Annotated in this window: 11 protein-coding genes, 3 pseudogenes and 1 other annotated feature; of the genes and pseudogenes, 4 read left to right on the top strand and 10 right to left on the bottom strand. The window is 36.1% G+C overall.

What is annotated here, in order from left to right:
* Positions 1-8 precede the first annotated feature (8 nt).
* A complete protein-coding gene (locus tag MHH66_RS02315) occupies positions 9-1,130 on the top strand; it encodes a cell wall anchor protein (RefSeq protein ID WP_106408016.1) in 1,122 nt (373 codons plus the stop codon).
* 91 nt (positions 1,131-1,221) lie between these two features.
* Here the strand turns inward: MHH66_RS02315 and proS are convergent.
* Together proS and MHH66_RS02305 are read right to left on the bottom strand one after the other, a co-directional pair.
* A pseudogene (proS, locus tag MHH66_RS02310) lies at positions 1,222-2,478 on the bottom strand (proline--tRNA ligase); the annotation flags it as partial.
* A 45-nt stretch (positions 2,479-2,523) separates the two neighbouring features.
* Positions 2,524-2,731, bottom strand: a binding site (T-box leader).
* Positions 2,732-2,824: 93 nt separating this feature from the next.
* Positions 2,825-3,118, bottom strand: a complete 294-nt coding sequence (locus tag MHH66_RS02305) for a YesK-like family protein (RefSeq protein WP_078185162.1) — start codon at positions 3,116-3,118, stop codon at positions 2,825-2,827.
* 154 nt (positions 3,119-3,272) lie between these two features.
* On the opposite strand from MHH66_RS02305, the gene MHH66_RS02300 reads away from it, so the two are divergent.
* Positions 3,273-4,586, top strand: coding sequence for an alkaline phosphatase family protein (locus MHH66_RS02300; protein WP_002124992.1), 1,314 nt, complete (start codon positions 3,273-3,275; stop codon positions 4,584-4,586).
* A gap of 108 nt (positions 4,587-4,694) precedes the next feature.
* A complete protein-coding gene (locus tag MHH66_RS02295) occupies positions 4,695-5,978 on the top strand; it encodes an MFS transporter (protein ID WP_002010215.1) in 1,284 nt (427 codons plus the stop codon).
* Between the two features lie 75 nt (positions 5,979-6,053).
* On the opposite strand, the gene MHH66_RS02290 is transcribed toward MHH66_RS02295, so the two are convergent.
* From MHH66_RS02290 to MHH66_RS02260, 7 genes and pseudogenes are all read right to left on the bottom strand, one after another.
* The gene (locus MHH66_RS02290; protein ID WP_003187029.1) at positions 6,054-6,305 is read right to left on the bottom strand and encodes a helix-turn-helix transcriptional regulator; all 252 of its coding nucleotides are present in this window, start codon (positions 6,303-6,305) and stop codon (positions 6,054-6,056) included.
* Positions 6,306-6,376: 71 nt separating this feature from the next.
* Entirely contained in the window at positions 6,377-7,594 is a 1,218-nt protein-coding gene (locus tag MHH66_RS02285; RefSeq protein WP_002139492.1) for an MFS transporter, read from the bottom strand.
* A 66-nt stretch (positions 7,595-7,660) separates the two neighbouring features.
* Positions 7,661-8,242: a TetR/AcrR family transcriptional regulator gene (locus tag MHH66_RS02280; protein ID WP_002124986.1), complete on the bottom strand. Its 582-nt coding sequence runs from the start codon at positions 8,240-8,242 to the stop codon at positions 7,661-7,663.
* An 80-nt stretch (positions 8,243-8,322) separates the two neighbouring features.
* Positions 8,323-8,406: pseudogene (locus MHH66_RS02275) on the bottom strand (histidine kinase); the annotation flags it as partial.
* Positions 8,407-8,535: 129 nt separating this feature from the next.
* Positions 8,536-8,787, bottom strand: coding sequence for a hypothetical protein (locus MHH66_RS02270; protein ID WP_002063640.1), 252 nt, complete (start codon positions 8,785-8,787; stop codon positions 8,536-8,538).
* Between the two features lie 13 nt (positions 8,788-8,800).
* Positions 8,801-9,120, bottom strand: a pseudogene (locus tag MHH66_RS02265) (thioredoxin family protein).
* Between the two features lie 10 nt (positions 9,121-9,130).
* Positions 9,131-9,502: a DnaJ family domain-containing protein gene (locus MHH66_RS02260; RefSeq protein WP_078185161.1), complete on the bottom strand. Its 372-nt coding sequence runs from the start codon at positions 9,500-9,502 to the stop codon at positions 9,131-9,133.
* 372 nt (positions 9,503-9,874) lie between these two features.
* Here MHH66_RS02260 and MHH66_RS02255 point away from each other — a divergent pair, with 372 nt between their 5' ends.
* The gene (locus MHH66_RS02255) at positions 9,875-11,899 is read left to right on the top strand and encodes a glycosyl hydrolase family 18 protein (RefSeq protein WP_078185160.1); all 2,025 of its coding nucleotides are present in this window, start codon (positions 9,875-9,877) and stop codon (positions 11,897-11,899) included.
* A gap of 474 nt (positions 11,900-12,373) precedes the next feature.
* On the opposite strand, the gene MHH66_RS02250 is transcribed toward MHH66_RS02255, so the two are convergent.
* Entirely contained in the window at positions 12,374-13,906 is a 1,533-nt protein-coding gene (locus MHH66_RS02250) for an ABC-F family ATP-binding cassette domain-containing protein (protein WP_078185159.1), read from the bottom strand.
* Positions 13,907-14,098: the final 192 nt, after the last annotated feature.

Raw genomic sequence — 14,098 nt, 5'->3', positions numbered from 1 at the left:
GGAAAACAATGACAAAAATATTTATTTTAGCATCAACACTTTCTTTATCCTTTTTTAGTGGCTTAAATATTGGTAATGCTGCAACTGAAAACTTCCATCCAATAACAAACGCTATTGTACAAAATAACGATACTTTAGCAGAAGGTAATTCAAAAGATAATAATAAACCTCCAGGAAACAATGGTTCTCAGGACGATAGTGGTTCTGGCGGCAGTGGTTCTGATGGCAACGGTTCTGGCGGCAATGGTTCTGGTGGCAGTGGTTCTGACGGCAACGGTTCTGGCGGCAATGGTTCTGGTGGCAGTGGTTCTGGCGGCAGTGGTTCTGGCGGCAGTGGTTCTGGCGGCAGTGGTTCTGACGGCAACGGCTCTGGCGGCAATGGTTCTGGTGGCAGTGGTTCTGGTGACAATGGCTCCGGTGGCAACGGTTCTGGTGGCAACGGTTCTGGTGGCAACGGTTCTGGTGGCAGTGGTTCTGGTGACAATGGCTCTGGTGGCAATGGCTCCGGTGGCAACGGTTCTGGCGGCAACGGTTCTGGCGGTAACGGCTCTGGTGGCAGTGGTTCTGGCGGTAACGGCTCTGGTGGCAGTGGTTCTGGTGACAATGGCTCTGGTGGCAACGGTTCTGGCGGCAGTGGCTCTGGTGGCAATGGTTCTGGTGGCAGTGGCTCTGGTGGCAACGGTTCTGGTGGCAGTGGCTCCGGTGGCAATGGCTCTGGTAGCAATGGTTCTGGTGGCAATGGTTCTGGTGGCAATGGTTCTGGTGGCAATGGTTCTGGTGGCAATGGTTCTGGTGGCAGTGGCTCTGGTGGCAGTGGCTCTCAGGGCGGCAACCGTGTTAAAGGCGACAGCAGTTCTCAAGGTGGTAATGACTCTCAGGGCGGCAACCGTGTTAAAGGCGACAGCAGTTCTCAAGGTGGCAATGGCTCTCAGGGCGGCAACCGTGTTAAAGGCGACAGCAGTTCTCAAGGTGATAATGGCTCTCAAAATGGCAAAGCAAAAGATAATTCAGTAAAACAAGGCGATAAGTTACCTAATACTGCAACACATTATCCTACATCTATTTTAATGGGACTTTCAACATTCCTAATTGGTATGTTACTATTTATTCGCCGTAAAAACGCAAAATAAAAAACAACATCCTTCCATCTAAAAAATACATGAAACAAATTGTAAAACTAAAAAGGACTTTGGATTGCATTTTATTATGCAGCTCAAAGTCCTTTTCATCAGCTATTTCTTTCATCTCTCCGAAATTCGTCACACTATAGGTACTCTCATCTCTAAATACTTTTGCTTTACTAAATAAAGAATGATGAATCTCCTCAAGTAATGATGGGATGCGCTCTTCTAATTGATCCATTGCTATAAACTCTTTTTCTTTCGTATCTCGCCTTACAAGTACAACTTGATTCTTTTCAATATCCTTTGGACCAACTTCTAATCTAATTGGAACACCCTTCATTTCATACTCATTAAATTTCCAGCCAGGTGTTTTATTACTAGCATCTATTTTTACTCTCGCAACCTTTTGAATACGCCCTTGTAACTCTGTTGCTTTTTCTAAAACTCCTTCTTTATGCTGAGCAATAGGTACGATAACAACTTGTAATGGTGCAACTTTTGGCGGCATTACAAGTCCGTTATTATCGCTATGAACCATAATAAGTCCACCTATCATTCTTGTTGATACACCCCAAGATGTTTGATGTACGTATTGCCATTTACCGTTACGGTCTAAAAACTTAATATCAAATGCTTCAGAGAAATTCGTTCCAAAGTTATGAGATGTTCCTGTTTGAAGTGCTTTTCCATCATGCATTAAACTTTCAATCGTATAAGTTGCCTTCGCTCCTGCAAACTTTTCTTTTTCTGTTTTTTGCCCTTTAATAACCGGAATCGCTAAATACTCTTCACAAAAAGCAGCATATAGATTTAAAATATTTAATGTTTCAATTTGAGATTCTTCTGCCGTTTCATGAATCGTATGACCTTCTTGCCATAAAAATTCAGTTGTACGAAGGAATGGTCTCGTCGTCTTCTCCCAATGAACTACTGAACACCACTGGTTATATAACTTTGGTAAATCATTATATGATTGAACAATTTTTGAAAAATGCTCACAAAATAAAGTTTCAGATGTAGGGCGTATACAAAGTCTTTCCGCCAATTTCTCATCCCCGCCATGAGTAACCCATGCTACTTCAGGAGCAAATCCTTCAACATGATCTTTCTCTTTTTGTAATAAACTCTCTGGAATAAACATTGGCATATACACATTTTCATGACCAGATTCTTTTAATTTTTCATCCATTACTTTCTGCATATTTTCCCATAATGCATAACCGTATGGACGTAGAATCATACAACCTTTCACACTTGAATAATCAACAAGCTCCGCTTTTTTTACAATATCGGTATACCACTGAGCAAAGTCTTCTTCCATCTTCGTAATGGCTTGTACTTGTTCTTTTACCATAGTTATTCTTCCTCCTTTAGAAAATAGAAAAAGCCCGTGTCCCCAAATAGGGACCGAGCTTTGTCGGCGTTACCACCCTGATTCATACACAAAAAAATTGAGTATGCTCTCTTTTTGATAACGGGAATTTCCCGCTGCATATGCAGAACTCAAAGGTAGGTTCCATATCACCTCTTCAAGAATCTTCCAGCCAAAAGGATTCTCTCTCTGCAAAAAGGTAAGACATGTACTATTCCTTTTTCATCGTTATAACAAAATAAATTTGTTGAATATCATAATATAAATTTCATTTCAAAACAAGAGCCAATTTTCTTATTTTTATACATTATTTTCAATTATCACTGTTTTATACGTAACTTTTCCGAACTATTTTTACAAGTTGATGAGCAACCATACCAATTAGTGTACCAATTAAAACGAAGAAACAAATAAATCCGTATCCCATTCCTTCCCAACCACCAATAGCGATCATTGTTACAGGAAAGAAAGCTAAACAAAGAAGTACTAAACTAAGTGCAAATATAATATCAAACTGTTTGTCTGGAAAACGTTTCTTTAGTAAATATGACATAAAAAATACAAGGAGAACGGTGACTCCACCAATGATGTAAAAGATACCAAATCCATTTAGCCAATCCATAGTATTCCCTCCTTCCATTCATTCCCTTATACTTATTATATGTTTAATTTTTCTGAAAATAAATAAAAAAATTTTATTCGAAAATACATTTTTATTACCAGGTATTAATAGTAATATATAAGAATAGGTTTTATATAATCAGGAGGGAAACTTTATGGATAAAGCATTAACAAATCGCGTCATTATTTTATCTTTCGACTGCTTATCAGCTTTAGATTTTCCTATATTACAAAAACTACCTAATTTCCAAACTTTAATAAAAAGGGGCGCGATTGCGAAAAAAGTGGAGCCAATTTATCCTTCTGTAACATATCCAAGCCACTCAACAATCGTAACCGGTAATTATCCTAATAAGCATGGCGTTGTCAGCAATACATTACTTCAACCAGGACGTGAGTCACCAGATTGGCATTGGTACCGAAAGTCCATTAACGGGACAACTTTATATGATGAAGCACGCAAAGCAAATTTAACGACAGCAGCCCTTCTATGGCCTGTTACTGGAAGAGCAAATATCGATTACAATTTACCAGAAATTTTTCCAAATAGACCGTGGCAAAATCAAATTTTAGTTTCATTATTTAGCGGTAGCCCGCTATATCAATTAGATTTAAATCGTCGTTTCGGCCATATACGAAATGGATTGTCACAGCCTGAGCTTGATAATTTCGTCCTTGCTTCTGCCGTACATACAATTCAGACGAAAAAGCCTAATGTTATGTTTGTACATTTTACTGATTTAGATACCCAAAGACATTACCATGGCTTCGAGTCCGAGGAAACAGTAGCTGCAATCCACAGACACGACGAACGCCTCGGAAAAATTATCCATACATTAAAAGAAAGTGGTATATACGAAGAAAGTACAATTATTGCACTTGGTGACCATAGCGCTTTAAGTGAAAACAAAGCAATCCAATTAAATGTCCTATTCTGTCAAAAAGGGCTTATATCCGTAAATAAACGTGGAAAAATACACGATTGGAAAGCTTATTGCCAAAGCTGTGATGGATCTGCCTACGTACATGTAAAGGATAAAAATGATACTGAAACGATTAAAGAGATTCAACTTCTTCTTGAAGAGCTTCTTCAGGATAAACAAAATGGAATTGAATTTATTCTGCACGATGAAGATGCAAAAGAACGTGGCGCTGATGGTAATTGCTTATTTATGCTAGAGGCCATGGAAGGTTATTACTTCATTGAAAATTATACAGGTGATTTCATAAAAGAAATTAATAAAGAAGATGTTAATTCTAGTAAGAAATATACATTTGGAACACATGGATATTCCCCAACAAAACCTAACTATGAAACAATTTTTATGGCTGCTGGGAAAGGCATTCAAAGCGGCGTTACAATTCCGTATATGAGACTGATTGATGAAGGTCCGACTATCGCTAGGTTACTCGGTTTGCACTTAGGTGAAACAGACGGCGCAATTGTAGAGGATTTACTTCAATTGTAAAGAACTGTGTATATATGTAAAAGTTATGTAAAAATCATCACTGTTTCTCTTTTTATAATTTTTATTTTTGTACACTGTTAGTAGAACAAATTTAAGGGGGAACATTATATGAAAAAAATGTCCAGACAAGAAAAAAGCTGGATATTGTACGATTGGGCGAACTCGGTATATTCGCTCGTCATTACAACTGCATTATTTCCAATTTACTTTAAAGCAGCTGCAAAAGAAGCTGGACTATCTGGCGCAACTTCAACAGCCTATTGGGGATATGCAAACTCGTTCGCTACACTTTTAATTTCTATACTCGCTCCTATTCTCGGCACAGTTGCTGATTATAAGGGATTTAAAAAACGATTTTTCACATTCTTCTTTGGACTCGGTATCGTATTTACAAGTATGCTAGCAATTGTTCCAACATCTCAGTGGTACTTATTACTAGGATGCTATATGCTCGCATTAGTTGGCTTTGCTGGAGCAAATATTTTTTATGATGCATTTCTAGTAGATGTTACCTCTGGGGATAGAATGGACCGAATTTCTACGCGAGGTTTTGCATTAGGTTACATTGGGAGCACAATTCCTTTTATCGGTTGTATTGCTCTTATTATTCTTGCTCAAAAAGGAACTATCCCCTTATCAGTCGGAATTGCTAGTCAAATTTCCTTTGCAATAACAGCTCTTTGGTGGGGACTATTTACGATACCAATGCTAAAAAATGTAGAGCAAACACACTATATTGAACGTCATCCAAGACCAATTGCAATGAGCTTCAAGCGCCTTGCTAATACGTTTAAAAATATTAAAGAATATAAAACTGTATTTATGTTCCTAATAGCTTACTTTTTCTACATTGATGGGGTAGATACAATTATCACTATGTCTACTGCTTACGGAACAGATCTCGGTATTAGTGCAACCAATCTATTAATCATCTTATTTGTAACACAAATTGTCGCTTGTCCATTTGCTTTATTATATGGAAAACTATCGGAAACATTTACCGGTAAAAAAATGCTATATGTCGGCATTATCATTTATATCATTATTTGCACATATGCTTATTTCTTAAAAACGACGTTTGATTTCTGGATTTTAGCAATGTTAGTTGCTACTTCTCAGGGCGGTATTCAGGCACTTAGCCGTTCTTATTTCGCAAAACTAGTACCGAAAGAATCTGCAAATGAATTCTTCGGATTTTATAATATCTTTGGTAAATTCGCGGCAATTATGGGTCCGGTATTAGTTGGTGTCACAACACAATTAACAGGAAAAACAAACGCTGGTGTCCTTAGTATTATTGTCTTATTTATTATCGGTGGATTCTTATTAACTAGAGTACCCGAAAATGATACGTCCGTCACACCACCTAATCCGAAAACTAAAACAATATAAGAAAAAGATCCCCTTCACACAAGAAGGGGATCTTTTTCTTATATTTTTAACGATAACGCCCCACAATTAAAAACTCTAAAGCTTGTACAAAAATAGTTTATCTACAGTTGTTCCTAATACTTCTGCTAACCGGAATGCTAGTGCTAAGCTTGGATCATATTTATTATTCTCAATTGCATTTATCGTCTGTCTTGATACGTTACACTTATCCGCTAATGCACCTTGTGAAATATTATTTGCAGTGCGCAATTCATAGATTTGATTTTTCACACCGTTTCTCCTAACCTGTAAAATCGTTTTTACATCATCAGTATATAGTTGGGGCATGTCATTGTCAAAAGATTGCCACAAGAAAAGGGAGCAATTCTGCTCCCTTACAATAGCTATTTCGAAACTAATCAATTCGTCATTTCCTCTCGATTCACAATATCTTCTTTCTTTATTTGCATACGTAAAACCGGACCTATCGCAAATAAAATAAGTGCCATTGCTATACAAAATACAGTAACTAGTGAGGTCATCTCCTTCAATCCTCCAGCTAGTGAAGTTCCAATTAACATTGCCCCCATGAACAGTGGTAAAATCGTTCCATTTACTCTGCCAATCATATTTTCTGGTACAAGTTGAATCATAAGCGTACCGACAACGATATTAACACAAGCTAAACAAATACCTGTTCCAAATCTCATGAAACTAGTAATCCAAAATGATGTAGATAACCCTTCTACTAAAAATGATATCGCTAATATGCTCATACCGAATACAAACATCTTTTTCGGATTCACTTTTGAAGCAAAAACTGCAGCAACAATACCACCAATTAACATACCGATTCCATCAGCTGCGGCTAAATATTGAACGGCTTCTTTTTCCATTCCAAGCCGTTCTATTACAAGAAACACTTCTAATGGATTCGTTAGTCCAACAGCTAAGCCCATAATGGTGAAAGTGATCGTAATCATACGTAAATTTTTCGTATGAAGAACGTATTTCCAACCTTCTTTTATATCATTTTTTAATGAACCTCTCGCCACTTGCTCTTGTTCCACCCATTTTGGTAAAAATGAAAGAGCGATAGCAGATAACAAAAATAAAATAATTAAGCTATATAGTGACGTAAATAAACCAAGTTGTGTGTACACAAGCGATCCTACCACTGGTCCAAAAATCATAAATAGCGACTGTAATGTTTGATTAAATGCAATCGCATTTGCTACCTGTTCTTCTTTTACATAGCGTTTAAATATACGCGAAGATGATGGCTGAGAAAACTGACCTACAATCGCGGAAATGAGTGTTGCAAAAAATATAGCCTGCCAATAATCCAGCTTTAACAACAAGACAATTCCTACAATAGACAGTACACTTAATACATCTCCAGCAACCATCGTTCTTTTCGGATTCCAGCGATCAGCTAGCGCCCCACCGATAAACGAGAAAATAAAAATAGGTGCATATTCCATAACCGATAACAAAGAAACTGAAACTGGATCATTATTCGTTCGCTCCATTATGAAATACAAAAGAGCCATATTTCTGATCCAAATTGCAAATTGTTGTAAAATATCAGATGCCATAACGAGCATAAATGCTCGGTTTTTAAATAAAGCGTTCATTTTCATTCCCCTTTCATAAACCGACCGTTCGGTCTAATTTATTTTGTAAGAAAAGCAACTGACCTATTATTCAGCTGCCATTCCTTTTAACAATACATCTATTGCCTTTTTATAAATACGTTTCAGCTCTTTATAATCTAACTCGTAGTAAAGTACTCCAAGCCCCGATAATAATCCATTCACAATATACATAAGATCACGCGTATCATCTTCTTGAAACTCTCCAGACTGTATACCTGCTTCAATTAATTTCTCAACCATAACATATGATTCTCTAGTTAAAGCTAACAGTTCATCCAGAATTTCTTTACTTACAACTTGGCTCATAGAGAATTCCTCTATTGCATTTGAAATGGGTTGCTGTATGTCCTCTACATAATATTCCGCGAGACCATATAGTTTTTCAGTACTAGTACTATACAACTTCTCTTTTTCATTCCATTTTTCAAGCCAATCATACGTATGCTGTTTCACTACAAATAAAAATAATTCTTCTTTACTTTTAAAGTGATAATAAATGCTTCCTTTACTTCTCTCTGTAATTTCACAAATCTCTTCCATAGATGTAGCTGCATAGCCCTTCTGTGAAAACAGACTTTCTGCTTTATAGGCAATTTCTTTCTTTATCTCTTCTGCGCTTCTTCTCATATTCACACCTCTTTAAACCGACCGTTCAGTCTAATAATAACAAATAAAAAACCTCTATCGCAAGAGGCTATACTCCTTATTTAAGAAAACGTACTTTCAAACCACATTCGAATCATATGTATTATTCCAAATTTAAATCCTAATTTAGTAAGAAATACGGTTCCCTTTTCATTTCCCCTAGCATGTTAAAAATATTTAATCAAACGTTTGTTTAACTGTTTTTATGCATATGTAAGCCAACTAATCAAACGTTTGTTTAAAAAGAAATACGCCCCCTATAAGGCGTATTCTCATCAATCACCGCCGCCTCCACCACCGCAGCTACCTCCACTATCTCCACCAAAAGAACCTCCGCAATCATGTGAACCTCCATCGTGCGAGCTATCATTATCCGATCCAGCAAAGAAAAATAATGGTGATGAGCTGTTGGATGAATTATGAATGTTATTTTGTTTTGTAAAATTTACCTTCTTTTTGTTTGATCGAACTGCTGTTACGATCGTTCCAACTACAACAAATAATAGTATGACAATAATAAATTCCATATAAAAGCCTCCCTTAATCTTCGAATAATTGAATGGTTCTCTCTAAATTTTCAAGTGAAATGAAGCGCGATTCACGAAGGATCTCTTTTCCATTATGAAATAATAAAACTGTTGGCCCTGTAAATACTGCATATCGCCCCGCAATCTCTTGCATGTCTTGTAGTAATATTTCTACTTTCTCTACGTAATCATAATTCTCTAATACGCAATTTACTTTTCTTAACATAACATAACATCACAAACACCACAATTTTCCGTTTTAATAAACAGCAGTACTAATTGTTGTCCTTCAATATATGTCGCTAATTCTTCTATCGTTTCAAATGTATTCATCTTATCCCTCTTAGCGTAATTTACGAAATACTTTACCCTGATACATACGAAAAACTGAACTATCTTTAATCTTTCTCTTTTCCATTACCTGCTGAAAACGCAGCGTTTTTGCTGTTAACTCTTCTTGTAATTCTTTTCTCTCTACTTCATCATAACAGCACGCAATTAAGTCTTCTATTTTTAATATATCTTTTTGTAGTTCCATTTCTGGTGGAATCATACCTGCATTTTTCAAGATTTTATAACTCATTCTAAGTTCTGGAGGTACCATTGAAAGGTCTTCTAATTGTAGTGGTTTTCCTTTCCCCGGAATATGATCGAGATCACCATTCCGTATTGCTTGTCGAATTTTTTCTTCAGCAATGTTCAAAAAGACATCCACACCATTCGCTCCTTTACATATTTTTACTATTATTTTACATGATATTTTCTCATCTTGCTACGCTATTACAAATTGACTTTATACAATTTTTTCTCAAATTTAATTACAAGGAGCCTTTTCCTCCCTAATCAATATTTTATTTTCATGTGTAGTCTGTATTAGAGCCATTTAATATTGAGAAAATCTTTGCGAATCAAATAAAGCGTTTACACCAAATCTTGCATTTGCTACGATTTAATCACCCCCAGCTCCCTTGTATAGACTTCGTGATGTCTGATCATTTTTATCGAGACTTTTCATACGTCTAGATTCACTTTGGTTTATTGGCGCATGCCTTTAAATATATCTTTTATTTTGAAAGGAGAAATGACTATGAAATCAAAAAAATTCACGCTGCTATTACTATCCCTACTACTTTTCTTACCTCTTTTTCTCACAAACTTTATTACTCCAAATTTCGCATTAGCAGATTCACCAAAGCAAGGTCAAAAAATTGTTGGGTATTTTCCTTCATGGGGCGTTTACGGACGTAATTATCAAGTTGCAGACATTGATGCATCAAAGCTAACTCATTTAAACTATGCTTTCGCTGATATTTGCTGGAATGGAAAACATGGAAACCCTTCTACTCACCCCGATAATCCAAATAAACAAACGTGGAACTGTAAAGAATCTGGTGTACCACTGCAAAATAAAGAGGTCCCTAATGGCACTCTCGTACTCGGTGAACCATGGGCTGATGTCACAAAATCTTATCCGGGATCGGGTACAACTTGGGAAGATTGTGATAAATATGCCCGCTGTGGAAATTTCGGAGAACTGAAACGATTAAAAGCTAAGTATCCTCACTTAAAAACAATTATTTCAGTTGGTGGCTGGACTTGGTCTAACCGCTTTTCTGATATGGCCGCTGATGAAAAAACAAGAAAAGTATTCGCTGAATCTACAGTAGCTTTTCTTCGCGAATATGGATTTGACGGTGTTGATTTAGACTGGGAATACCCGGGTGTTGAAACGATTCCTGGTGGTAGTTATCGTCCTGAAGATAAACAAAACTTCACCCTTCTCCTTCAAGATGTTCGAAATGCATTAACGAAAGCTGGTGCAGAAGATGGTAAGCAATATTTACTAACAATCGCGTCAGGTGCAAGCCAACGTTATGCGGATCATACAGAGCTAAAGAAGATTTCTCAAATACTGGATTGGATTAATATTATGACATACGATTTCCACGGTGGATGGGAAGCTACTTCTAACCATAATGCTGCACTATACAAAGATCCAAATGACCCCGCAGCGGATACGAAATTTTACGTAGATGGTGCGATAGACATTTATACAAATGAAGGGGTTCCAGCGGATAAACTCGTATTAGGTGTACCTTTTTACGGACGTGGATGGAAAAGTTGCGGAAAAGAAAATAATGGGCAATACCAACCTTGTAAACCAGGTAGTGACGGAAAGCTCGCTTCTAAAGGTACTTGGGATGATTATTCTACCGGTGACACAGGTGTGTACGATTATGGTGATTTAGCAGCTAATTATGTGAATAAAAATGGTTTTGTTCGCGGATGGAACGATGTAGCGAAAGTACCTTATTTATATAATGCGACTACAGGCACGTTTATTAGCTATGATGACAACGAATCTATGAAATATAAAACAGACTATATAAAGACAAAAGGTTTAAGTGGCGCAATGTTTTGGGAACTAAGCGGGGATTGCCGTACAAGTCCAAAATATAGTTGTAGTGGACCAAAATTACTTGATACGTTAGTAAAAGAATTACTTGGTGGACCTATTACTCAAAAAGATACTGAATCACCAACAAACGTAAAAAATATTTCTGTTACAAATAAAAATTCAAACTCAGTTCAATTAAACTGGACTGCATCTACTGATAACGTAGGAGTTACGGAATATGAAATTACTGCCGGAGAAGAGAAATGGAGTACAACAACAAATAGCATTACAATTAAAAACTTGAAACCTAATACAGAATACACATTTTCAGTATTAGCAAAAGATGCTGCTGGTAACAAATCACAACCTACTTCTATTCTTATAAAAACAGATGATGCTAACACAACACCTCCTGGTGGAAATGGCAATGCTACCTTTTCAGTCACTTCAAATTGGGGAAGTGGTTACAACTTCTCGATTGTAATTAAAAATAGCGGAACGACCCCTATTAAAAACTGGAAATTAGAATTTGATTATAACGGCAATTTAACACAAGTTTGGGATTCTAAAATTAGTAGTAAAATAAATAATCATTACGTAATTACGAATGCAGGATGGAATGGTGAAATTCCTCCTGGTGGATTAGTTACAATCGGAGGGGCAGGAACAGGCAATCCCGCCGAACTTGTAAATGCATCCATTAGCGAAAACTAAACGTAACCTCCATTAATTATTTCACTAAAGTTTGAATTTAGGTTTTAGTGCTCTATCCTAAATTCAAACTTTTAATTTTATGAAAAATCACAAATTTATATTATAATAACCTATTATAATTATATTTAGTTTATAATATGAAGTTTATGTGAAGTTCATCTGAATTTTACATGAATTTCCTTTAAGTTCTATTGTCTTCCTATACTAATCACATTATCCTTTACATATAGGAATTATTTTCATTCCATTTCTAACTATCTATATATATAAAGAAAGATAGTCGCCTATTAGGGAAAGGCATCTAGTATTATTATAAATATAACCAAAGAAAAAGAACTCTTATGGTGCGCTTATAAGCGCACCATAAGAGTTCTTTTTCATACAATTCTCATTTGAGAGTTCTCGAAAATCATGTTAATTACAAAGAAAAGGCATTAGCTCATACAAGCTAATGCCTTTTCTTTGTGATTATTTTTAAACGTTCCATTCTTCAATATTCCATACTTTTGTTATCCACGCTTCATAGAAAGAAGGCTCATGTGAGACAAGTAAAACTGTTCCTGTATATTGTTGTAACGCTTCTTGCAAAGACTTCTTTGTTTCTATATCCAAATGATTAGTCGGTTCATCTAAAATTAAAACATTGCTTTTCGTTACGATAAGTTCACATAAACGCACTTTCGTTTGTTCTCCGCCGCTTAATAAACGAATAGGTTTTAATACGTGCTCTTCTTTCAAGCCACACTTTGCTAATGCTTGGCGTACTTCTTTCCTTGTCATATCTGGTCGTTCTGCCCAAACTTTCTCTAATGGTGTTGTTTCTGAAGCAAACTCTTCCTGTGCAAAATAGGCAGGATTTACTCGCTCACCAACAGAAATTGAACCACTTATCGGCTTTATTTGTCCTAATAACGTTTTTAACATTGTCGTTTTTCCAATTCCATTATGACCAACAATCGCTATTTTTTCTCCTTTTTTCACCTGTAAATTCAACTCTGGACATAACGGATCACTATAACCTATCCTTAGTTTCTCAGCTTGCAATATACGACTCACTGGCTCCTCATAAACATTGAAATCAAAACGGGATCGAGTTACATGATTAACCTTTTCAACCCTTTGCATTTTCTCTAATACTTTTTCTCGACTTTTTGCCTGTTTCGCTTTACGAATTTTATTTTTTTGAATAAAACCCTCTAAATGTACAATTTCTTTTTGTTGTTTCGCATACGCCGCTTGTAATTGTTTCCTTTGTAATTGATAACTTTGCAAAAAGGTTTCATAATCTCCTACATAGCGCTTAACCTTTCGTTCTTCTAGATGATAAATAACATTCGTAATATTGTTCAAAAATATTTCATCATGCGAAATGATAATATAAGCTTTTTCATACATTTGTAAATATGATTGCAACCATTCTATATGTGCTGTATCTAAATAGTTAGTTGGCTCATCTAGCAATAAAACGTCAGCTTTTTCTAAAAGGAGCTTCCCAAGTAATAACTTTGTTCGCTGTCCTCCACTTAAATTTGAAACATCCTTTTTCAACCCTATTTCAAATAAACCTAAACCGCTTGCTACTTCTTCAATTTCTGTATGAATTTGATAGAAATTAGAGCTTTCCAATATAGTTTGTAATTCTCCATACTTTACTAACAGTTTTTCTACCTCTCCTGCTCCATTCATTTCTTCAGCAATTTTTAACATTTCACATTCAATCGCATACAAATTAGAAAATGCACTTTGTAAGTATCCTTCAATTGTTATCCCCTCTTGCAAATCCATATGCTGCTGTAAAAAGCCTACCTTCATATGTGGAAACCATTCAATCTTCCCGTCATCATGTATAAGTTCTCCTGTTAAAATCCTTAACAATGTTGATTTTCCAACTCCATTTTTCCCTACTAGCCCAACATGTTCACCCTTTAATAATCGAAAGCACGTATTATATAAAATGGTTTTCTCACCATATGAATGACTTACATTTTCTACTGTTAATATACTCATCTTTTCTCTCTCCTTTTCTTATGATCCATAAGCTAAATAGAGAGAACAACAGTATAAGGCCTTATTTAGTTATACATATAAAAATGGGTAAGGTGAATACACCTTACCCATTACATATTATCGTAAGAAAGGATTAAGGTTCTTTACCTGCTGTCTTCAATTTAGCTTCATCTTTAAAAATGGGCAGACTTC

This window comes from Bacillus sp. FSL H8-0492, assembly GCF_038006145.1.
GTDB classification, from domain to species: domain Bacteria; phylum Bacillota; class Bacilli; order Bacillales; family Bacillaceae_G; genus Bacillus_A; species Bacillus_A mycoides.
This window is presented reverse-complemented; position numbering and strand designations above follow the sequence as displayed.

Coding starts and splice junctions, on each gene's coding strand:
- MHH66_RS02315 (WP_106408016.1), top strand. CDS start 9: ATGACAAAAATATTTATTTTAGCATCAACACTTTCTTTATCCTTTTTT.
- MHH66_RS02305 (WP_078185162.1), bottom strand. CDS start 3,118: ATGGATTGGCTAAATGGATTTGGTATCTTTTACATCATTGGTGGAGTC.
- MHH66_RS02300 (WP_002124992.1), top strand. CDS start 3,273: ATGGATAAAGCATTAACAAATCGCGTCATTATTTTATCTTTCGACTGC.
- MHH66_RS02295 (WP_002010215.1), top strand. CDS start 4,695: ATGAAAAAAATGTCCAGACAAGAAAAAAGCTGGATATTGTACGATTGG.
- MHH66_RS02290 (WP_003187029.1), bottom strand. CDS start 6,305: ATGCCCCAACTATATACTGATGATGTAAAAACGATTTTACAGGTTAGG.
- MHH66_RS02285 (WP_002139492.1), bottom strand. CDS start 7,594: ATGAACGCTTTATTTAAAAACCGAGCATTTATGCTCGTTATGGCATCT.
- MHH66_RS02280 (WP_002124986.1), bottom strand. CDS start 8,242: ATGAGAAGAAGCGCAGAAGAGATAAAGAAAGAAATTGCCTATAAAGCA.
- MHH66_RS02270 (WP_002063640.1), bottom strand. CDS start 8,787: ATGGAATTTATTATTGTCATACTATTATTTGTTGTAGTTGGAACGATC.
- MHH66_RS02255 (WP_078185160.1), top strand. CDS start 9,875: ATGAAATCAAAAAAATTCACGCTGCTATTACTATCCCTACTACTTTTC.
- MHH66_RS02250 (WP_078185159.1), bottom strand. CDS start 13,906: ATGAGTATATTAACAGTAGAAAATGTAAGTCATTCATATGGTGAGAAA.